This is a genomic window from Pseudomonas sp. LBUM1678 (assembly GCF_059695575.1).
In genome coordinates this window covers 1,261,844-1,282,934 of record NZ_CP166775.1, presented here as the reverse complement: position 1 = coordinate 1,282,934, position 21,091 = coordinate 1,261,844, and the positions used below count along the sequence as shown (strand labels likewise).

The following is a 21,091-nucleotide window of genomic DNA, read 5'->3' as shown; positions in this document are numbered from 1 at the left end:
TATTGCCATACAGGGATAATCCTTGATGTCCGAAAACCGCTGGGAAGGGATCGACGAGTTCGTCGCTGTGGCCGAGTGCAGCCAATTCACGGCGGCTGCGGAACGCCTAGGGGTTTCTTCCTCTCACATCAGTCGACAAATCGTACGCCTCGAAGAGCGTCTTCAGACCCGTCTGCTTTATCGCAGCACCCGCCGGGTCACGCTGACCGAAGCCGGGCAAACCTTTTTGCAGCATTGCCAGCGTTTGCAGGACGGTCGGGAAGAAGCCTTGCGCGCAGTCGGCGATTTGACCAGCGAGCCCAAAGGCATGCTGCGCATGACCTGCGCCGTGGCGTATGGCGAACGTTTCATCGTGCCGCTGGTGACTCGCTTCATGGGGCTCTATCCGCAACTGCGCGTCGACATTGAACTGAGCAACCGCCCACTCGATCTGGTGCACGAAGGGCTGGACCTGGCGATCCGTCTCGGTCGCCTTCAGGATTCGCGACTGGTCGCCTCACGCCTGGCACCGCGACGCATGTATTTATGCGCATCACCGTCCTACGTGGAACGGTATGGTCGCCCGCACAGCTTGTCGGAACTCAGCCGCCACAATTGCCTGATCGGTAGTTCGGACATGTGGCAACTGGAACAGAACGGGCGGGAATTTTCGCAACGGGTACAGGGAAACTGGCGCTGTAACAGTGGGCAAGCAGTGTTGGACGCGGCGCTACAGGGCGTTGGTTTGTGTCAGCTGCCGGACTATTACGTGCTGGAGTACCTGAAAAGCGGTGAATTGATTTCTCTGCTGGAATCGCATCAGCCGCCGAACACAGCGGTTTGGGCGCTTTATCCACAGCAACGGCATCTGTCGCCGAAGGTGCGCAAGTTGGTGGATTATTTGAAGGAAGGTTTGGCCGAACGGCCGGAGTACCGGGCTTAGTTATGAGTTGCCTGACCGGCCGCTATCGCGAGCAGGCTCGCTCCCACAGTGGATCTAGGCGAACACCAAAAAAGTGGGCAACGCTAACAAGTGTGGGAGTGAGCCTGCTCGCGATGGCGGTAGAAAAGCAAACGAACCTTTCAGCGGCGATTAGCCCAACGCTGTCGCAGCCATTCCAGGTCTTCAGGGCGAGTGACCTTGAGGTTATCGGACCGCCCTTCAATCAGCCGCGGCGCCAAACCTGCCCACTCCATGGCCGAAGCCTCATCAGTGACAACCGCATCCGCCACCAGACTGTCAGCCAACGCCCGATGCAACGCCCCAAGACGAAACATCTGCGGCGTATACGCCTGCCAGATCACGCTACGATCCACGGTCTCGACCACGCGACCGTGCTTGTCGACCCGTTTCAGGGTATCGCGTGCCGGCACTGCCAGCAGTCCACCCACCGGATCGTCAGCCAGCTCTGTCAGCAACTTGTCCAGATCGTCGCGACTCAGATTCGGCCGTGCGGCGTCGTGAACCAGCACCCAATCTTCATCGTCAGCACCCTGAGCATGCAAATGCAGCAAGGCATTGAGCACCGAACCGGAACGCTCGTCGCCACCGTCTACCCGCTGAATACGCGGATCAGCAGCACACGCCAGGTTCGGCCAGTAAGGATCATCAACAGCAAGACTGACCACCAACCCCTTCAGGGCAGGATGATCAAGGAAACAGCCAAGGCTGTGTTCGAGAATAGTGCGCCCGCCCAGTTGCAAGTATTGCTTGGGACGGTCCGCGGCCATACGGGCTCCGACGCCCGCGGCAGGAATCACGGCCCAGAAGGCCGGTAACGACTGGATCATTGGGCCAACTGGTAAAGGGTTTCACCGTCCTTGACCATGCCCAACTCATGGCGAGCCCGCTCTTCAACGGTCTCCATGCCTTTTTTCAACTCACTGACTTCAGCGTCCATCACCCGATTGCGCTCGAGCAGACCCTCGTTCTCAGCGTGTTGATCCGCGATCTGCTGAGTCAGCTCGGCCACTTGCGCCAGACTGCCATTACCTACCCACAGGCGGTATTGCAGGCCAGCCAGCAGCAAGAGCAAGACGAGGAACAACCAATTGGGACTGCGCATCGAATATCAGGTATCCAGTGGAAAAAGACAGCCATGCCAAACTATGAAGCTTCTGATAGCACGAAGCCTGGAAGACCCAGGCTTGTGCTCTTAAGGCATCAGATTAGTGGCAAAAACGTCGCTGTAGCGATTTTTCCGACACAATCCGGTGTCTTTTTTACCAGTTAACGATTAACCGCGGAATTCGCTGCGACCGTTGTACTTGGCTTTGCCATTCAACTGCTCTTCGATACGCAGCAGTTGGTTGTACTTGGAAACGCGATCGGAACGGCACAGGGAACCGGTCTTGATCTGGCCAGCCGCGGTGCCCACGGCCAGGTCGGCAATGGTCGAATCTTCGGTTTCGCCGGAGCGGTGCGAGATCACGGCAGTGTAACCAGCGGCCTTGGCCATCTGGATGGCTTCCAGGGTTTCGGTCAGGGTGCCGATCTGGTTGAACTTGATCAGGATCGAGTTGGCGATCTTTTTATCGATGCCTTCTTTCAGGATCTTGGTGTTGGTCACGAACAGGTCGTCGCCTACCAGCTGAGTCTTCTCGCCGATCTTGTCGGTGAGGATTTTCCAGCCAGCCCAGTCGGACTCGTCCAGGCCATCTTCGATGGAGATGATCGGGTAACGCTCGGTCAGGCCTTTGAGGTAGTCAGCGAAACCTTCAGCGGTGAACACCTGGCCTTCGCCGGACAGGTTGTATTTGCCGTCTTCGTAGAATTCGCTCGCCGCGCAGTCCAGTGCCAGGGTCACGTCAGTGCCCAGCTTGTAACCGGCGTTGGCCACGGCTTCGGAGATCACTTTCAAAGCGTCTTCGTTGGAAGCCAGGTTGGGTGCGAAACCACCTTCGTCACCGACAGCAGTGCTCAGGCCACGGGCCTTCAGAACTGCTTTGAGGTGATGGAAAATCTCGGTGCCCATGCGCAGACCTTCCGAGAAAGACTTGGCGCCAACCGGCTGAACCATGAATTCCTGGATGTCGACGTTGTTATCGGCGTGCTCGCCACCGTTGATGATGTTCATCATCGGAACCGGCATCGAGTAAACACCCGGGGTGCCGTTCAGGTTGGCGATGTGAGCGTACAGCGGCAGGTCCTGGTCCTGTGCTGCTGCCTTGGCCGCAGCCAGGGAAACGGCGAGGATCGCGTTGGCGCCCAGGGAGCCTTTGTTTTCAGTACCGTCGAGCTTGATCATCGCGTGATCCAGCGCTTTCTGGTCGCTTGGGTCTGCACCTTTCAACAGGTCGCGGATCGGACCGTTGATGTTGGCGACGGCTTTGAGTACGCCTTTGCCCAGGTAACGGCTCTTGTCGCCATCACGCAGCTCGAGTGCTTCACGCGAGCCAGTGGAAGCACCGGACGGCGCGCAAGCGCTACCGATGATGCCGTTATCGAGAAGCACGTCCGCTTCCACGGTGGGATTGCCACGGGAGTCGAGAACTTCACGACCTTTGATGTCGACGATTTTTGCCATTGTTGTAAACACTCCAAAGTTGACGAAAACGCTTTGTGCCGCTCGATTTATAACTTGTAGGTCACATCTGTAGGAGCCGGCTTGCTGGCGATGGGGCCCATACGGACGCTATCGCCAGCAAGCCGGCTCCTACAACCGGATTCCGATGTTACGCGGTTTCTACCGTCGGAAAACTCTTCACCAGTTCGTCCAGAGCTTTGAGCTGGGCCAGGAATGGCTCCAGTTTGTCCAGACGCAAAGCGCAAGGGCCGTCGCATTTGGCGTTGTCCGGGTCCGGGTGGGCTTCGAGGAACAGACCGGCCAGCGACTGGCTCATGCCTGCCTTGGCCAGGTCAGTGACCTGAGCGCGACGACCGCCGGCGGAATCGGAGCGACCGCCGGGCATTTGCAGCGCGTGGGTCACGTCGAAGAATACCGGGTATTCGAACTGCTTCATGATGCCGAAGCCGAGCATGTCGACGACCAGGTTGTTGTAGCCAAAGCTCGAACCGCGTTCGCAGAGGATCAACTGATCGTTACCCGCTTCCACGCACTTGCTCAAGATGTGTTTCATCTCATGCGGGGCGAGGAACTGGGCTTTCTTGATGTTGATCACCGCGCCGGTCTTGGCCATCGCGACCACGAGGTCGGTCTGGCGCGACAGGAAGGCCGGCAGCTGGATGATGTCGCAGACTTCAGCGACGACCGCGGCCTGATCAGGTTCGTGGACGTCGGTGATGATCGGCACGCCGAAGGCTTGCTTGATGTCCTGGAAAATCCGCATGCCCTCTTCCAGGCCGGGGCCACGGTACGAGGTCACGGAGGAACGGTTGGCCTTGTCGAAGCTGGCTTTGAAGACGTAAGGGATACCGAGTTTCTCGGTGACCTTGACGTATTCTTCGCAGACCTGCATCGCCATGTCGCGGCTTTCCAGCACGTTCATGCCACCGAAAAGCACCATTGGCTTGTCGTTGGCAATCTCGATATCGCCTACACGGATGATCTTCTGCGCCATCGGATTTACGCCTTCTTCTGGTGTTGAACCAAAGCTGCTTTAACGAAACCGCTGAACAACGGGTGACCGTCGCGAGGTGTCGAGGTGAACTCAGGGTGGAACTGGCAAGCGACGAACCATGGATGATCCGGGGCTTCAACCACTTCGACCAGCGCGCCATCACCGGAACGACCGGAGATTTTCAGGCCGGCTTCCATGATTTGCGGCAGCAGGTTGTTGTTCACTTCGTAGCGATGACGGTGACGCTCGACGATCACGTCCTTGGCGTAGCAATCGTGGACCAGGGAACCCGGCTCAAGCAGGCAATCCTGAGCGCCGAGGCGCATGGTGCCGCCCAGGTCGGACGTTTCGGTACGGGTTTCGACGGCACCGGTGGCATCTTCCCACTCGGTGATCAGACCCACGACCGGGTGACCGCTTGCACGATCGAACTCGGTGGAGTTGGCGTCTTTCCAGCCCAGCACGTTACGAGCGAACTCGATCACGGCCACTTGCATGCCCAGGCAGATGCCGAGGTACGGAACCTTGTTTTCGCGAGCGTATTGAACGGCGGTGATCTTGCCTTCAACGCCACGCAGACCGAAGCCGCCCGGTACGAGGATCGCGTCGACACCTTCCAGCAGCGCGGTGCCCTGGTTTTCGATGTCTTCGGAATCGATGTAGCGCAGGTTGACCTTGGTGCGGTTGCTGATGCCGGCGTGACTCATCGCTTCGATCAGCGACTTGTAGGCGTCCAGCAGTTCCATGTACTTGCCGACCATCGCGATGGTGACTTCGTGTTCCGGGTTCAGCTTGGCGTCAACCACGGCTTCCCACTCGGACAGATCGGCGCTACCGCATTGCAGGCCAAAACGCTCGACAACGAAATCGTCCAGGCCCTGGGAGTGCAGGATGCCCGGGATCTTGTAGATGGTGTCGGCGTCTTCCAGCGCGATTACCGCACGTTCTTCAACGTTGGTGAACTGCGCGATCTTGCGACGCGACGAGATGTCGATCGGGTGATCGGAACGGCACACCAGCACGTCTGGCTGCAGGCCAATGGAACGCAGTTCCTTGACCGAGTGCTGAGTCGGCTTGGTTTTGGTTTCGCCGGCAGTGGCGATGTACGGCACCAGCGTCAGGTGCATCAGCATCGCGCGCTTGGCACCGACTTCGAAACGCAGTTGACGGATGGCTTCGAGGAACGGTTGCGACTCGATGTCACCCACGGTGCCACCGATCTCGACCATGGCCACGTCGGCATCGCCGGCGCCCTTGATGATGCGGCGCTTGATTTCGTCAGTGATGTGCGGGATCACCTGGATGGTTGCACCCAGGTAGTCACCACGGCGCTCTTTGCGCAGGACGTGTTCGTAGACACGGCCGGTGGTGAAGTTGTTGTTCTGGGTCATGGTCGTGCGGATGAACCGCTCGTAGTGGCCCAGGTCCAGGTCGGTCTCGGCGCCGTCGTGGGTGACGAACACTTCACCGTGCTGGAACGGGCTCATGGTGCCCGGGTCAACGTTGATGTACGGGTCCAGCTTCAGCATGGTGACCTTAAGTCCCCGCGCCTCCAGGATGGCCGCCAATGAAGCCGAGGCAATGCCTTTCCCCAATGAAGAAACAACACCGCCCGTGACGAATATGTAGCGCGTCATGAAAAACCCTAGAAGTCTGCGTTAAAGCGGTCCGAGCCGCCGGGGAAAGCGAAGGAAGGCCGAAGCCCCCGATCACCTGCATTATTCACAGTGCACCTTTCAAAAAAACCGCCGCGTTGGGACAGACCGGAAAATGAAACACCGGTACGTTGCTCGCTACACATTTTTTGGAATCGCCCAGCAAAGACTGCTTGGTAATCGGCAACTCCTGCAATTCAGGCGAATCCACAGAAGTTGTATCAAGAAGGGAGCGTAGTCTACCGGAAAGCCCCTTTCAGCTCAAACCTTGATCTTCGCCCAGTGGGTCCCAATGCAAATGCCAGCCTTCCTGCTCGTTGCCATCAAGGCCCCGCAGGTTGGCCACCGCCAGCAATTGCGCGTCCCGGTAGAGCAGCGGCAATCTGCCACGGACGAAGCCCGGAACGCCGCGTTCGTTGAGCAAACGCTTGAGGTCCCGGTGACCGCGACCAGGCAGATTCATGACCTCTCCTCCCTCACGATAGCGGATATGCAGCGGGCCAGCGGGGATTTGGCCGGTGCAGGTGAGCACGCCATTCTCCGGTAACGCCAGCGCTGTCGAGGGATCAGCCCAGCCGCCGACATATGGCGGGATACGCAGCCAACAGCCTGACAGCCACCAGATTCGCCCACCCGCCCGATGCAATTCACCCTCCGCCAATCGCCAGACCGGACGGGCATCGCCCGTGGCATCGCGCAAATTGTCCCAACCCGACCAATGGTCACTGTCCGGCAGCTGCGTCAGCGCTGTGAGCCAGTGACTCATTGCGTTGCGTTGTCGCGCGGCAGAGAGTTTTGCCAGCGGCGCCAACGCCAGGGACGGCAACCCCAGCCAATCAAAATCACTGACGGTGCGGGCACTGGCCAGATCGATTTGCGCCAGGTCATCGAGCAACCCCTGCGCTTCACTCAGATGCGCGGCGCTGCGGGCGATGGTCGCCGTCGCTTGCGGCCAGCGCTCGGTCAATACCGGGAACACTTGATGCCGCAGGTAATTGCGCGAGAACTGTCGGTCCTGGTTCGAAGGGTCCTCGATCCAGCTCAACTGATACTCGGCCGCATAGGCCTCAAGCTCGGCGCGCGTGACATCGAGCAACGGACGCAGAAGATGCCCTCGACCCAGGACGCGTTCGCGAGGCATGCCCGACAAGCCCCTCACCCCTGCCCCGCGCAACAGCCGAAACAACAGGGTTTCCGCCTGATCGTCGCGGTGCTGCGCGGTCAGCAGCAGTTCATTCACTTGAGTGGCTTCAATGAACGCGCCATAGCGCGCATCCCGGGCCGCACGCTCAAGACTGGCGCCGGGCTGAACCTCAACGTGAACCACCTGTAGTGGCACACCCAGCGCGTCACAGACCGACTGACAATGTTGCGGCCACGCATCCGCTGCAGCCTGAAGGCCATGGTGGATATGGAGGGCGCTGAGCGTTGGCAGGGATTGGGTTTTTGCGAGTTGGGCGAGGAGGTGCAGCAGGACGGTGGAGTCGAGCCCGCCGGAGAAGGCGATGCACCAGGTTGTGGCGGTCCGCCAAGGGGTTAGATTCAGCAGAAGCCGGGAAGGCAAATCATTTGAGGGCTGATCCATATCTATCCCTTTGCGCAAATCAAATGTGGGAGCGAGCCTGCTCGCGATTGCGGTTTAACGGCCAACTGATTCGTTGAATGTTAAACCCTCATCGCGAGCAGGCTCGCTCCCACATGGGTATTGCGCGTTCGGCTTAGAGACCGTAGCTCATCAGACGCTCGTAACGACGGGCCAGCAGCGCTTCGTTATCGAACTTCTTCAACATCGCCAGTTGCGAGCTCAGCTCGGCACGGATCGATGCCGCCGCAGCCGCAGGATCGCGGTGAGCGCCGCCCAACGGCTCGCCAATCACCTTGTCGACGATGCCCAGGCCTTTCAGGCGCTCGGCGGTAATGCCCATCGCTTCAGCAGCATCCGGCGCTTTCTCGGCGGTTTTCCACAGAATCGATGCGCAACCTTCCGGCGAGATCACCGCGTAGGTCGAGTACTGCAGCATGTTCAGCTGATCGCAAACGCCGATCGCCAGAGCGCCACCCGAACCACCCTCACCGATCACGGTGGCGATGATTGGGGTTTTCAGGCGAGCCATGACGCGCAGGTTCCAGGCAATCGCTTCGCTCTGGTTGCGCTCTTCGGCGTCGATGCCAGGGTAGGCGCCCGGGGTGTCGATGAAGGTCAGGATCGGCATTTTGAAACGCTCGGCCATTTCCATCAGACGGCAAGCCTTGCGGTAGCCTTCCGGACGCGGCATGCCGAAGTTGCGGCGAACTTTCTCGCGCACTTCACGGCCTTTCTGATGACCGATGATCATCACCGGCTGATCATCCAGACGGGCAATGCCGCCAACGATCGCAGCGTCGTCGGAGAAGTGACGGTCGCCATGCAGTTCGTCGAACTCGGTAAAGATGTGTTCGATGTAGTCCAGGGTATACGGACGTTTCGGGTGACGCGCGAGACGTGCGATCTGCCAGCTGGTCAGCTTGCCGAAGATGTCTTCGGTCAGCGTGCTGCTTTTGTCCTGCAGGCGGGAGATCTCATCGCCGATATTCAGCGAATTGTCGTTACCGACCAAGCGCAACTCTTCGATCTTGGCTTGCAGGTCGGCGATCGGCTGTTCGAAATCTAGAAAATTCGGGTTCATAGGCGTCCGTCTTGGGTCGACGTCCAAGAGAGCTTGGGCCGGCCGGTTGTCTATTCGCGCCCTACCTTAAGGGACAGGCGCGTTCAGGTCGAGATTAAAAATTCAGGTCGAGATCAGGGCCCTCGGCGGAACCTGACCGTCAACGGTATTGGAGGAAGACGTTGTCTCGCCCGAACTGGTCACGCAAGGCTTGAATCAACGCATCCGCCGGGTCGATTCGCCAGGTCTCGCCAAACTGCAGCAAGGCCTTCGCATCGGGGCTCGTGTACTCCATGGTAATCGGGCACGCGCCGCGGTGACGCTTGAACAACTCACCCAGCCAGCGTAGCTGATCGCCCTTCAAATCCTTGGTCTGCAGCTTCAGGCGCAAGCTTTCGGCGAGGTTGGTGCGCGCATCTTCCATGCTCATCACCCGCTTGACCCGCAGCCGCAGGCCGCCGGAGAAGTCGTCGTTGCTGACTTCGCCTTCGACCACCACCATCGCGTCGGTCTGCAACAGCGATTGCGCCGAATGGAACGCCTCGGCAAACAGCGAAGCTTCGATCCGTCCGGAGCGGTCATCGAGGGTGATGAAACCCATCTTGTCGCCCTTTTTGTTCTTCATCACCCGCAGGGCGATGATCATGCCCGCAACGGTCTGCGTATCGCGAGCCGGCTTCAGGTCGATGATGCGCTGACGGGCAAAACGGCGGATCTCGCCTTCGTATTCGTCAATCGGGTGACCGGTCAGGTACAGGCCCAGGGTGTCTTTCTCCCCTTTCAGGCGTTCCTTGAGGGTCAGCTCTTTGGCCTTGCGGTGATTGGCGTAGACGTCGGCGTCTGCCTCGACGAACAGCCCGCCAAACAAGTCGGCGTGGCCACTGTCGTGGGTGCGGGCGGTTTGTTCGGCGGCCTTGATCGCCCCTTCCATCGCATTGAGCAATACAGCGCGGTTCTGGTCGATGCTCGCTTGGTAGGCTTTCGGTTCGTCATGGAAATAAGGTCCCAGACGATCCAGCGCGCCGCTGCGGATCAAACCGTCCAGGGTGCGCTTGTTGATTCGTTTGAGGTCGACACGGGCGCAGAAGTCGAACAAGTCCTTGAACGGACCATCCTGGCGCGCCTCGGTGATCGCTTCCACCGGACCCTCGCCCACACCCTTGATCGCGCCGAGGCCGTAAATAATCCGGCCTTCGTCATTCACCGTGAACTTGAACTCCGAAGTATTCACATCCGGCGCGTCGAGACGCAGTTTCATGGTGCGAATTTCTTCGATCAAGGTCACGACCTTGTCGGTGTTGTGCATATCCGCCGACAGCACCGCGGCCATGAACGGCGCCGGGTAGTGCGTTTTCAGCCACGCGGTCTGGTACGACACCAGGCCGTAAGCGGCGGAGTGGGATTTGTTGAAGCCGTAACCGGCGAATTTTTCTACCAGGTCGAAAATGTTACCGGCGAGGTCGGCCTCGATATTGTTGGTCTTGCAACCTTCAATGAAACCGCCGCGCTGCTTGGCCATTTCTTCGGGCTTTTTCTTACCCATCGCCCGACGCAGCATGTCCGCACCGCCAAGGGTGTAACCGGCCATGACCTGGGCAATCTGCATCACCTGTTCCTGATACAGGATGATGCCGTAAGTCGGTGCCAATACGGGCTTGAGGCCTTCGTACTGGTAGTCCGAGTGCGGATACGCCAGTTCGGCGCGGCCGTGCTTACGGTTGATGAAGTCGTCCACCATGCCCGATTGCAACGGCCCCGGACGGAACAGCGCCACCAGTGCGATCAAGTCTTCCAGGCAGTCGGGCTTGAGCTTTTTGATCAGTTCCTTCATGCCGCGCGACTCGAGCTGGAACACCGCGGTGGTTTCAGCTTTTTGCAGCAACTGGTAGGTCGGCTTGTCATCCAGCGGAATGAACGCGATGTCCAGCGGCGGCTCATCGACCTTGGCGCGGTCGCGGTTGATGGTTTTCAGCGCCCAGTCGATGACCGTCAGGGTCCGCAGACCCAGGAAGTCGAACTTCACCAGGCCGGCGGCTTCAACGTCGTCTTTGTCGAACTGGGTTACCAGACCATCACCGGCCTCATCGCAATAAATCGGCGAGAAGTCAGTCAGCTTGGTCGGGGCGATTACCACACCACCGGCGTGCTTGCCGACGTTACGCACAACGCCTTCCAGCTTGCGCGCCATTTCCCAGATTTCCGCGGCTTCTTCATCGACCTTGATGAAGTCGCGCAGGATCTCTTCCTGCTCGTAGGCTTTTTCCAGGGTCATGCCGACTTCGAACGGAATCATCTTCGACAGACGATCCGCCAGACCGTAGGACTTGCCCTGCACCCGCGCCACGTCACGGACCACAGCCTTGGCGGCCATGGAACCGAAGGTGATGATCTGGCTCACCGCGTTGCGGCCGTATTTCTCGGCCACGTAGTCGATCACGCGGTCACGACCGTCCATGCAGAAGTCGACGTCGAAGTCGGGCATGGAGACCCGTTCCGGGTTAAGGAAACGTTCGAACAGCAGGTCATATTCCAGCGGATCGAGGTCGGTAATCTTCTGCACATAGGCCACCAGAGACCCGGCACCCGACCCCCGGCCAGGACCTACCGGTACGCCGTTGCTCTTGGCCCACTGAATAAAGTCCATAACGATCAGGAAGTAACCCGGGAACCCCATCTGGATGATGATATCCAGCTCGAAATTCAACCGGTCGACATAGACCTGACGCTTGGTTTCGTAGTCTTCGGTGGTGTCCCTGGGCAGCAGCACGCTGAGGCGATCTTCCAGACCGTCGAACGAGACCTTGCGGAAATACTCGTCAATGGTCATGCCATCAGGGATCGGGAAGTTGGGCAGGAAGTGAGTGCCCAGTTTCACTTCAATGTTGCAGCGCTTGGCGATCTCGATGGTGTTGGCCAGCGCCTCGGGAATGTCGCTGAACAGCTCGGCCATTTCCTCGGCGCTTTTGAGGTATTGCTGATCGCTGTAATTCTTCGAACGCCGCGGATCGTCGAGGGCGCGGCCCTCACCGATACAGACGCGGGTTTCGTGCGCGGCGAAGTCTTCCTGCTTGATAAAACGCACGTCGTTGGTGGCGACCAGCGGCGCACCGATTTTTTCGGCCAGGGCCACGGCGCCGTGCAGCTGTTCTTCGTCATTGGGGCGGCTGGTGCGCTGGATCTCCAGATAGAAACGATCCGGGAACACGGCCATCCATTCGCGCGCGAGGTTTTCCGCTTCCGCCGGATTGCCGCTGAGCATGGCCAGGCCGATCTCGCCCTCTTTTGCCGCCGACAGCATGATCAAGCCTTCGCTGGCTTCGGCCACCCACTCGCGCTCGATGATGACCGAGCCATTGCGCTGGCCGTCGATGAAGCCGCGGGAAATCAGCTCGGTGAGGTTGCGATAGCCGACAGCGTTCATCGCGAGCAGGCTGATCCGGCTCAAGGCGTTGTCCGGATCCTTGTTCGACAGCCACAGGTCGGCGCCGCAGATCGGCTTGATGCCTGCGCCCATGGCCGCTTTATAGAATTTGACCAGGGAACACATGTTGTTCTGGTCGGTGACCGCTACGGCAGGCATGTTCATGCCGACCAGGGTCTTGACCAGCGGTTTGATCCGCACCAGACCGTCGACCAGGGAATATTCAGTGTGCAGGCGTAGATGAACGAATGAAGCCGGCATAGTGATCCTGTCTAGAAACTAGAAACGTGAAGACAACAAGGCCCGGATTGTACCGGGCCTTGAGTAAAACATCAGCCTTGCAACTAACTCTCGATCAGGTTTTCCCGCGCCTCATAAGCCAGGCGTACCGGGGCGAACGAGCGACGGTGAATCGGCGTCGGGCCCAGGCGTGCCAGGGCTTCCAGATGAACGGGGGTCGGGTAGCCTTTGTGGCCGCCGATGCCGTAACCCGGGTAAATCAATTCGAAAGCAGCCATTTCACGGTCACGGCTGACCTTGGCCAGGATCGATGCCGCCGCGATGGCCGGCACCTTGCCGTCGCCCTGCACCACCGCTTCGGCGCGCATGGACAGTTTCGGGCAACGGTTGCCGTCGATCATCGCCAATTTCGGCTGGATGTGCAGCCCTTCGATCGCGCGCTGCATGGCCAGCATGGTGGCATGCAGAATGTTCAGCTCGTCGATCTCTTCGACTTCAGCCCGGGCGATGCACCAGCTCAGGGCTTTTTCGCAGATTTCATCGTAGAGCTTTTCACGGCGGGCTTCGGTGAGCTTCTTCGAATCGTTGAGACCAAGGATCGGCCGATTCGGATCGAGAATCACTGCAGCCGTCACCACCGCACCGCAGAGCGGACCACGGCCGACTTCGTCAACGCCGGCAACCAATTCTTCGACTTCGGCGACCAAGGTGAAATCGAGGCCCATCTGTAGTGCTTTTGTCATTGTGTTTTGCCGATCAGGTTCAATACTGCGTCCGCTGCCTGGTTGGAGGCATCCAGACGCAAGGTACGGTGGATTTCATCGAAGCCACGGGTCTGTTCTTCGCCACCCTCGATCAGCGGCGACAACGTCTGGGCCAGCGCTTCAACCGTCGCATCATCCTGCAGCAACTCGGGCACCAACAGGCGCTGGGCCAACAGGTTCGGCAGCGAGACGTAGGGGCTTTTCACCATGCGCTTGAGAATCCAGAACGTCAGCGGCGCCAGGCGATAAGCGACGACCATCGGCCGCTTGTACAACAACGCTTCAAGGGTAGCCGTTCCAGAGGCAATCAGCACCGCGTCGCAGGCTGCGAGCGCCAGATGGGATTTACCGTCGAGCAGGGTCAGCGGCAGATCGCGACCGGCGAGCAACTCTTCAAGCTGCGCGCGGCGCTGAGGGCTGGCGCACGGAATAACGAACCGCACACCTGGGCGCATGGCGCGCAAACGCTCGGCGGTATCGAGGAACAACGCACCCAGACGCCCGACTTCGCCACCGCGACTGCCCGGCATCAGCGCGACCAAGGGTCCACCAGGCAAACCGAGTTCGGCGCGTGCGGCGGCACGATCAGCTTCGAGGGGTATCGCATCAGCCAGGGTGTGCCCGACAAACCGCACCGGCACGCCCTTCTCTTCATAAAACTTCGCTTCGAACGGGAACAGCGTCAGCATCAGGTCGCAGCCTTCGCGAATCTTCAGCACCCGCTTCTGCCGCCACGCCCACACCGACGGGCTAACGTAATGCACGGTCTTGATCCCGGCCTGACGCAGCTTGAGTTCGATGTTGAGGTTGAAGTCCGGGGCATCGATGCCGATAAACGCGTCCGGCTTTTCGGCGATCAGGTCGGCAATCAGCTTTTTACGACGCGCCATCAGCTCGCGCAATCGACCCAGCACTTCCACCAGGCCCATGACCGAAAGACGTTCCATCGGGAAATACGAAGTCAGGCCTTCGGCCTGCATCAGCGGGCCACCGACACCGATGAACTCGACCGCCGGATGCTGGGCCTTCAGCGCGCGCATGAGACCCGCGCCCAGAATGTCACCGGAAGCCTCACCCGCCACCAGCGCAATACGCAGATTAGCCATGATTAACGTGTGATGCCGCGGGTCGAAGACTGGATGGAATCACGGAATACCGCGACTTCCGGGAACTGGTCCGAAGGTTCGGCCAATTCGGCGAGGGCCTGTTCAACCGTCAGCCCCTGGCGATAAACCACCTTGTAGGCACGACGCAGGGCGTGGATCGCGTCTTCGCTGAAACCACGACGGCGCATGCCTTCGAAGTTCATGCTGCGCGCTTCGGCGGGGTTGCCGAACACCGTGACGTACGCTGGAACGTCCTTGCCAATGGCGGTACCCATACCGGAAAAGCTGTGGGCGCCGATGTGGCAATACTGGTGGACCAGGGTAAAACCGGACAGGATCGCCCAGTCTTCGACGTGCACATGACCTGCCAACGCTGTGTTGTTGACCAGGATGCAGTGGTTGCCGATCACGCTGTCGTGGCCGATGTGGGCATAGGCCATGATCAGGTTGTGATCACCCAGGGTCGTTTCCGAACGGTCCTGAACGGTCCCGCGGTGAATCGTCACGCCTTCACGGATGACGTTGTGGTCACCGATGACCAGACGGGTTTCTTCGCCTTTGTATTTCAGATCGGGCGTGTCCTCACCTACCGAAGAAAACTGGTAGATGCGGTTATGCTTACCGATTCGGGTCGGGCCCTTGAGAATCACATGCGGCCCGATCACTGTCCCCTCGCCGATTTCCACACCTGCGCCGACGATCGACCATGGGCCGACCTCGACACCTTCGGCCAGAACGGCCGTCGGATCGATGATTGCGCGAGGGTCAATCAAACTCATAGTTTGCGTTCCGCGCAGATGATTTCAGCGGAGCAGACTGGCTTGCCATCGACCGAAGCCTGGCACTCGAATTTCCAGATTTGGCGTTTGCAGCTGATGAAGCGGGCTTCGAGGATCAACTGATCGCCTGGAGTGACAGGCTGGCGAAAACGCAGCTTGTCGGAGCCGACGAAGTAGTAAAGCGTGCCGTCGGCGGGCTTCACGTCGAGCATTTTGAAGCCAAGGATACCGGCAGCCTGAGCCATCGCTTCGATGATCAACACGCCCGGCATGATTGGATGCGCAGGAAAGTGACCATTGAAGAACGGTTCGTTGATGCTGACATTCTTGTAGGCGCGAATGCGCTTGCCTTCCACATCCAGATCCACGACCCGGTCCACCAGCAGGAACGGGTAACGGTGAGGCAGGTATTCGCGAATCTCGTTGATGTCCATCATTTCGGGGGGAAGCCTATGTAAAGATTGGGAGCGCGCGACTGACGCGCACCCCTCTAGCAAATCAAGGAGGCAGTCTAGCGGCTGTGCACACTTGATATGGAAATGGTATCAGCCATCTGATGAAGCATTACCGTCAGGGGTCACGTCCCCTACACGCTTTTCCAGCTGTCGCAAACGTCGCGCGATGTCATCGAGCTGACGGATACGAGCCGCGCTTTTGCGCCATTCGGCTGCTGGTTGCATTGCCGTACCGGAAGAATAGGAACCCTTTTCGGTAATCGAGTGGGTCACCATGGTCATCCCGGTGATGAAAACGTTGTCGCAGATTTCGATATGCCCCACCAGCCCTACGCCACCGGCGAGCATGCAATGCTTGCCGATTTTGGTGCTGCCGGAGATCCCCACGCACGCCGCCATGGCGGTGTGATCACCGACCTGCACGTTGTGGGCGATCTGAATCTGATTGTCGAGCTTCACACCGTTACCGAGTACGGTATCGGCCAGGGCGCCGCGGTCGATAGCGGTATTCACGCCAATCTCCACATCATCACCGACCAATACCCCACCGATCTGGGCGATTTTCTGCCAGACACCTTTCTCGTTGGCAAAACCGAAGCCTTCGCCACCGAGCACGGCACCGGACTGAATCACGACCCGTTTGCCGATGCGCACGTCGTGGTACAGCGTGACCCGCGGGGCCAGCCAGCCACCCTCACCGATTTCGCAACGGGCACCGATGAAACAGTGCGCACCCACGGTCACACCTGCAGCAATACGCGCGCCGCTTTCGATCACCGCAAAGGCACCGATGCTCGCCGCCGGATCAACCACTGCGTCCGCGGCCACTACCGCTGTCGGGTGAATACCGGCAGGCGCCTTGGGCTTGGGATCGAACAGATGGGAAATACGTGCGTAGGCCAGATACGGATCAGGCACCACCAATGCATCACCTGCAAAACCTTCAGCGTCAGCGGCCTTCAGCAACAGCGCTGCGGCCCGGCAGTCCACCAGGTATTTACGGTATTGGGGGTTTGCGAGAAAGCTCAACTGAGCTGGGCCAGCCTCTTGCAAAGTGGCTAGCCCAGTAATTTCTTTCTCCGGGTCGCCACGTAGCGTGGCGCCGAGGAACTCGGCCAATTGGCCGAGCTTTATAGTCGCTGTCATGGATTACTTCAGCTGATTCATGCGCTCGATAACCTGGCGAGTGATGTCGTACTGAGGTTTGACATCAATCACTGCACCACGCTCGAAGACCAGGTCAAAAGCACCTTTCTTGATGACTTCTTCCACAGCGCTGTCCAGTTTCGGCTTGAGCTGCTTCAGCATTTCACGGTCGGCAACGGCTTTGGCTTCGTTCAGTTCCTTGGACTGGAACTGGAAGTCACGAGCCTTTTGCTTGAACTCGAGTTCAAGACGTTCACGCTCGCCTTGCTGCATCTTGTCGCCACCCGCCATCAGACGGTCCTGGATGCCTTTGGCGCTGCTTTCCAGGGTCTTGAGTTTGGACAGTTGCGGGCCGAACTTCTTCTCGGCATCCACGGCGTATTTCTTGGCTGCGTCGGATTCCAGCAGGGCCATCTGATAGTTCAGAACGGCGATTTTCATGTCGGCAAAAGCCGGACCTGCTACCAGTACGGTCGCCAGGAGAACCAATTGAGTCAACTTACGCACGATGTACTCCTACAAAATCCATTGTCGTTATTGTGGGGCAGACGCTTAGAACGTCTGGCCAAGAGAGAATTGGAACACTTGAGTCTCAGCGTCATCCGGTTTCTTGATCGGCATTGCCAACGCGAAGCTCAGAGGACCCAGTGCGGTGACCCAGGTCACGCCCACACCGACGGAGCTGGCCAGGTTGCTCAGGCTGATGTCGTTGCACTTTGTATTGGACGCCGAACCGTTTGCGTTGGTGGTGTCTTTGCACTGCGAGTCAAAAACGTTACCCACATCCCAGAATACCGAAGTACGCAGGGAGCGTTGATCCTTGACGAACGGCAGAGGGAACAGAAGCTCTGCACCACCCTGGATCAGGACGTTGCCACCAAACGGCAGTGGATCCTGGTCCGGATCGGCCAATGTACCCGGGTTTGTACCACGGCTAGGCGTACTGCGCGGACCCAGGGTGCTGTCCTTGAAGCCACGAACCGAGTTGAAACCACCAGCATAGTAGTTTTCATAGAACGGCAAGCCGTCGGTCGAACCGTAACCGTCGCCATAGCCCAGCTCGGTGTGCAGACGCACGGTGTAGTTTTCAGACAATGGCTGGAACAACTGCCCACGGTAATCCACTTTGAAGAACGACAGGTCGCTGCCCGGCGTGGTGGTTTCCAGGGTCAGGCTCTGGGAACGTCCACGGGTCGCCAATACGCCTTTGTTCAGGGTGGACTCGGACCAGCCGGCCGACGCCTTGAAGTTAAGGTAGTTGTCGCCTTCCTTGTTTACGAAGTCGAAAATCTCGTCAACGGTGTACTGACCGGTCTTGATCTTGTCCTGTTGCACGCTCAGACCGAAGGTCAGGCGCGACGTCTCGCTGATCGGGTAACCGACGTTAACGCCAGCACCCAGGCTGTCTACCGCATAGCTGGCTACGTCGACATCGAGGTCATCATAGTCAGTGGTGCGATAGAAAGCGTTGTAACCCAGGCTCACACCATCAGCAGTCCAGTACGGGTCGACATAACCGAAGTTATAGCGGCTCTGGTATTCACTGCGGGTCAAACCGACGCTGACCTTGTTACCGGTACCTAGGAAGTTGTTCTGAGTGATCGAACCACCGAGGATCAGACCGGCGCTCTGAGCGAAACCGACGCTGGCGGTGATCGAGCCGGAGGCCTGCTCTTCAACGCTGTAGTTCACGTCAACCTGGTCGTCTACACCCGGTACGGCAGGCGTTTCGACGTTGACTTCTTTGAAGAAGCCCAGACGCTCAAGACGGGTCTTGGATTGGTCGATCAGGTAGGTCGAAGCCCAGCCGCCTTCCATCTGACGCATTTCACGGCGCAGCACTTCGTCTTCGGACTTGGTGTTGCCACGGAAGTTGATGCGGTTGACGTAAGCACGCTTGCCCGGATCGACTGCGAAAGTGATGTCGACCGTATGGTCTTCATCGTGAGGCTGAGGCACGCCGTTGACGTTGGCGAAGGTGTAACCCTCGTTACCCAGGCGACGGGTGATCAGCTCGGAAGTAGTGGTCATCAGTTTGCGCGAGAACACCTGGCCTTTCTGAACCAGCAGCAGGGACTTGACCTGGTCTTCAGGGACTTTCAGGTCGCCGCTCAGCTTGACGTCACGAACGGTGTACTTCTCGCCTTCGTTGACGTTGACGGTGATGTAGACGTGTTTCTTGTCCGGGGTAATGGACACCTGGGTCGAAGCGATATCCATGTTGATATAGCCACGGTCCAGGTAGTAGGAGCGCAGACGCTCCAGGTCACCGGAGAGTTTTTCACGAGCGTACTTGTCATCGTTCTTGAAGAACGACAGCCAGTTGGTGGTCTTCAATTCAAACAGGTCGATCAGGTCTTCCTCAGGGAAGACCGTGTTACCCACCACGTTGATGTGTTGGATAGCCGCAACGGTGCCTTCATTGATATTGACCTTCAGGCCCACCCGGTTACGCGGCTGCGGCACCACTTCGGTGTCGACGGTGGCCGAGTAGCGACCCTGAGCGACGTATTGGCGCTGCAGTTCGTTACGGACACCTTCGAGGGTGGCACGCTGGAAGATTTCGCCTTCGGCCAGACCGGATTGTTTGAGGCCCTTCATCAGGTCTTCAGTAGAGATCGCCTTGTTACCTTCGATCTCGATACTGGCGACGGACGGACGCTCGACTACCGTAATGACCAGGACGTTGCCATCGCGGCCCAGCTGGATATCTTGAAAGAACCCGGTTTTGAACAGCGCACGAGTGGATTCCACCAGGCGACGATCATCCGCCTGTTCACCGACGTTTAACGGCAAAGCACCAAAGACGCTACCCGCGGAGACCCGCTGGAGGCCATTGACGCGAATATCAGAGATAGTGAAGGACTCGGCGTGAACTTCGGCGATCATCAATACGGTGAGAACCGCAGTTAGCAGCAGACGTTTCATGAAGTCCTTTCTTATTCCAACTGGCAATAAACAAACTGCCGCAAAATGCGGCAGATTCGCAATTCAGCGAAGTGTTACAGACGGCCCAAATCATTGACCAGAGCAAGCAACATCACCCCGACCACCAAACTGATACCGATCTGTATCCCCCAACCCTGCACCCGATCTGACAAGGGACGACCACGCGCCCACTCGATCAGATAAAACAACAAATGCCCCCCATCCAGTACAGGAATGGGCAGCAAATTCAGAACCCCCAGGCTAATACTCAGATAAGCAAGGAAATTCAGGAAATCAGCGACACCCGACTGGGCAGAAGCGCCCGCCACTTTAGCAATGGTTATCGGTCCACTCAAGTTTTTTACCGAGAGCTCGCCGAACAACATTTTCTTGAGCGAATCGAGGGTCAGTACGCTCATGGTCCAGGTGCGTCGAGCACCCTCGCCAATTGCGGCCACCGGGCCGTAACTGACTTCGCGAATCATCTCTGGCGGCCAATCGACCGCTTTCACCCCGGCGCCCATATAACCGGTAGGCGCCTTGCTCTCGCCGCGAGCGGCCAAGGTCACAGGGACGTCGATTTGAGCACCATCACGCTCAACACGCAGCATGATTTTGGTATCCGGATGCATACGCACCGTGTCGACCACCTGTTGCCAGTCATCAAGTGACTTGCCATCGAGGGCCAACAGTCGATCGCCGGTCTTCAGGCCTGCAGCCTGTGCGGGCCCTTTCGGATCAAGCTCGGCCAACACCGGCGGCAACGCCGGACGCCAAGGGCGAATACCCAACGAACGAATAGGATCCGGCTCGTCTGCGCCCTTTAGCCATTTATCCAGCATCAGCTCGCGCGGCGAATCCGCCGTAGAGCCCTGCTCACGCACCAACAATTGAAGAGAACCGCTCTCGCCAAGACGACGGACCAGTTGCAGATTCACCGCGCCCCAGCCGGAAGTCGGCTCGCCATCGATGGCAATGATTTCCTCACCGGCACCCAGACCGGCCTTGGCGGCGATACTTCCGGATTCGACTGCACCGATGACCGGCCGCACCTGCTCGCTGCCGAGCATCGCCAACACCCAGAAAAACACCATTGCCAATAGAAAGTTGGCGATCGGTCCCGCAGCCACAATGGCAATACGCTGACGGACAGATTTGCGATTGAAGGATTGATCGACCTGATCGGCCGGCACTTCGCCTTCGCGCTCGTCGAGCATTTTCACGTAGCCGCCCAACGGAATGGCCGCCACCACGAACTCAGTGCCTTTCTTGTCGTGCCAACGCAGCAGCGGCATGCCGAAGCCCACGGAGAAACGCAGCACTTTGACCCCACAGCGACGTGCGACCCAGAAATGGCCGAATTCGTGGAAGGTGACCAGCACGCCCAACGCAACCAGGGTGCCGACAATCATATAGAGCGCGCTCATCTACTTTCTCCGCAATCCTATCCAG

At 58.7% G+C, this 21,091-nt stretch carries 17 protein-coding genes; 1 reads left to right on the top strand and 16 read right to left on the bottom strand.

Features of this window, described 5'->3' with window-relative positions:
• Positions 1–25: 25 nt before the first annotated feature.
• Complete coding sequence (locus ACA070_RS05625; protein ID WP_497450361.1) at positions 26–922, top strand: LysR substrate-binding domain-containing protein; 897 nt, start codon at positions 26–28, stop codon at positions 920–922.
• Between the two features lie 140 nt (positions 923–1,062).
• Here the strand turns inward: ACA070_RS05625 and ispD are convergent, their stop codons facing one another.
• The 16 genes from ispD to rseP form a co-directional block, all read right to left on the bottom strand.
• Entirely contained in the window at positions 1,063–1,770 is a 708-nt protein-coding gene (gene ispD / locus ACA070_RS05620; protein ID WP_497450360.1) for a 2-C-methyl-D-erythritol 4-phosphate cytidylyltransferase, read from the bottom strand.
• On the bottom strand, positions 1,767–2,045 hold the full coding sequence (gene ftsB, locus ACA070_RS05615; protein ID WP_008028992.1) for a cell division protein FtsB: 279 nt from the start codon (positions 2,043–2,045) through the stop codon (positions 1,767–1,769). The genes ispD and ftsB overlap by 4 nt, the downstream gene beginning before the upstream one ends.
• Positions 2,046–2,216: 171 nt before the next feature.
• Positions 2,217–3,506 (bottom strand): phosphopyruvate hydratase, encoded by a 1,290-nt coding sequence (gene eno / locus ACA070_RS05610; RefSeq protein ID WP_008154033.1) that lies wholly within the window; start codon positions 3,504–3,506, stop codon positions 2,217–2,219.
• Positions 3,507–3,654: 148 nt separating this feature from the next.
• A complete protein-coding gene (kdsA, locus tag ACA070_RS05605; protein ID WP_007949350.1) occupies positions 3,655–4,500 on the bottom strand; it encodes a 3-deoxy-8-phosphooctulonate synthase in 846 nt (281 codons plus the stop codon).
• 5 nt (positions 4,501–4,505) lie between these two features.
• Positions 4,506–6,137 (bottom strand): CTP synthase, encoded by a 1,632-nt coding sequence (gene pyrG / locus ACA070_RS05600; protein WP_131059170.1) that lies wholly within the window; start codon positions 6,135–6,137, stop codon positions 4,506–4,508.
• A 274-nt stretch (positions 6,138–6,411) separates the two neighbouring features.
• Entirely contained in the window at positions 6,412–7,740 is a 1,329-nt protein-coding gene (gene tilS / locus ACA070_RS05595) for a tRNA lysidine(34) synthetase TilS (RefSeq protein ID WP_497450359.1), read from the bottom strand.
• A gap of 133 nt (positions 7,741–7,873) precedes the next feature.
• Complete coding sequence (locus ACA070_RS05590) at positions 7,874–8,821, bottom strand: acetyl-CoA carboxylase carboxyltransferase subunit alpha (RefSeq protein ID WP_010462799.1); 948 nt, start codon at positions 8,819–8,821, stop codon at positions 7,874–7,876.
• A 139-nt stretch (positions 8,822–8,960) separates the two neighbouring features.
• Complete coding sequence (dnaE, locus tag ACA070_RS05585; protein WP_497450358.1) at positions 8,961–12,482, bottom strand: DNA polymerase III subunit alpha; 3,522 nt, start codon at positions 12,480–12,482, stop codon at positions 8,961–8,963.
• Between the two features lie 83 nt (positions 12,483–12,565).
• Positions 12,566–13,204: a ribonuclease HII gene (gene rnhB, locus ACA070_RS05580; RefSeq protein ID WP_497450357.1), complete on the bottom strand. Its 639-nt coding sequence runs from the start codon at positions 13,202–13,204 to the stop codon at positions 12,566–12,568.
• The gene (lpxB, locus tag ACA070_RS05575; protein ID WP_497450356.1) at positions 13,201–14,331 is read right to left on the bottom strand and encodes a lipid-A-disaccharide synthase; all 1,131 of its coding nucleotides are present in this window, start codon (positions 14,329–14,331) and stop codon (positions 13,201–13,203) included. Before lpxB ends, rnhB begins: the two co-directional genes overlap by 4 nt.
• Before the next feature lie 2 nt (positions 14,332–14,333).
• Positions 14,334–15,110: an acyl-ACP--UDP-N-acetylglucosamine O-acyltransferase gene (lpxA, locus tag ACA070_RS05570; protein WP_131059164.1), complete on the bottom strand. Its 777-nt coding sequence runs from the start codon at positions 15,108–15,110 to the stop codon at positions 14,334–14,336.
• Positions 15,107–15,547, bottom strand: a complete 441-nt coding sequence (gene fabZ / locus ACA070_RS05565) for a 3-hydroxyacyl-ACP dehydratase FabZ (protein ID WP_008154051.1) — start codon at positions 15,545–15,547, stop codon at positions 15,107–15,109. Before fabZ ends, lpxA begins: the two co-directional genes overlap by 4 nt.
• A 108-nt stretch (positions 15,548–15,655) precedes the next feature.
• Positions 15,656–16,711, bottom strand: coding sequence for a UDP-3-O-(3-hydroxymyristoyl)glucosamine N-acyltransferase (gene lpxD, locus ACA070_RS05560; protein ID WP_497315907.1), 1,056 nt, complete (start codon positions 16,709–16,711; stop codon positions 15,656–15,658).
• Between the two features lie 3 nt (positions 16,712–16,714).
• Positions 16,715–17,218: an OmpH/Skp family outer membrane protein gene (locus ACA070_RS05555; protein WP_010462812.1), complete on the bottom strand. Its 504-nt coding sequence runs from the start codon at positions 17,216–17,218 to the stop codon at positions 16,715–16,717.
• A 45-nt stretch (positions 17,219–17,263) separates the two neighbouring features.
• Entirely contained in the window at positions 17,264–19,639 is a 2,376-nt protein-coding gene (bamA, locus tag ACA070_RS05550) for an outer membrane protein assembly factor BamA (RefSeq protein ID WP_497450355.1), read from the bottom strand.
• A 74-nt stretch (positions 19,640–19,713) separates the two neighbouring features.
• On the bottom strand, positions 19,714–21,066 hold the full coding sequence (rseP, locus tag ACA070_RS05545) for a sigma E protease regulator RseP (protein WP_497450354.1): 1,353 nt from the start codon (positions 21,064–21,066) through the stop codon (positions 19,714–19,716).
• Positions 21,067–21,091 lie beyond the last annotated feature (25 nt).

Coding starts and splice junctions, on each gene's coding strand:
- rseP (WP_497450354.1), bottom strand. CDS start 21,066: ATGAGCGCGCTCTATATGATTGTCGGCACCCTGGTTGCGTTGGGCGTG.
- lpxA (WP_131059164.1), bottom strand. CDS start 15,110: ATGAGTTTGATTGACCCTCGCGCAATCATCGATCCGACGGCCGTTCTG.
- ispD (WP_497450360.1), bottom strand. CDS start 1,770: ATGATCCAGTCGTTACCGGCCTTCTGGGCCGTGATTCCTGCCGCGGGC.
- lpxB (WP_497450356.1), bottom strand. CDS start 14,331: ATGGCTAATCTGCGTATTGCGCTGGTGGCGGGTGAGGCTTCCGGTGAC.
- ACA070_RS05590 (WP_010462799.1), bottom strand. CDS start 8,821: ATGAACCCGAATTTTCTAGATTTCGAACAGCCGATCGCCGACCTGCAA.
- rnhB (WP_497450357.1), bottom strand. CDS start 13,204: ATGACAAAAGCACTACAGATGGGCCTCGATTTCACCTTGGTCGCCGAA.
- lpxD (WP_497315907.1), bottom strand. CDS start 16,711: ATGACAGCGACTATAAAGCTCGGCCAATTGGCCGAGTTCCTCGGCGCC.
- dnaE (WP_497450358.1), bottom strand. CDS start 12,482: ATGCCGGCTTCATTCGTTCATCTACGCCTGCACACTGAATATTCCCTG.
- pyrG (WP_131059170.1), bottom strand. CDS start 6,137: ATGACGCGCTACATATTCGTCACGGGCGGTGTTGTTTCTTCATTGGGG.
- fabZ (WP_008154051.1), bottom strand. CDS start 15,547: ATGATGGACATCAACGAGATTCGCGAATACCTGCCTCACCGTTACCCG.
- ACA070_RS05625 (WP_497450361.1), top strand. CDS start 26: ATGTCCGAAAACCGCTGGGAAGGGATCGACGAGTTCGTCGCTGTGGCC.
- eno (WP_008154033.1), bottom strand. CDS start 3,506: ATGGCAAAAATCGTCGACATCAAAGGTCGTGAAGTTCTCGACTCCCGT.
- tilS (WP_497450359.1), bottom strand. CDS start 7,740: ATGGATCAGCCCTCAAATGATTTGCCTTCCCGGCTTCTGCTGAATCTA.
- ftsB (WP_008028992.1), bottom strand. CDS start 2,045: ATGCGCAGTCCCAATTGGTTGTTCCTCGTCTTGCTCTTGCTGCTGGCT.
- kdsA (WP_007949350.1), bottom strand. CDS start 4,500: ATGGCGCAGAAGATCATCCGTGTAGGCGATATCGAGATTGCCAACGAC.
- bamA (WP_497450355.1), bottom strand. CDS start 19,639: ATGAAACGTCTGCTGCTAACTGCGGTTCTCACCGTATTGATGATCGCC.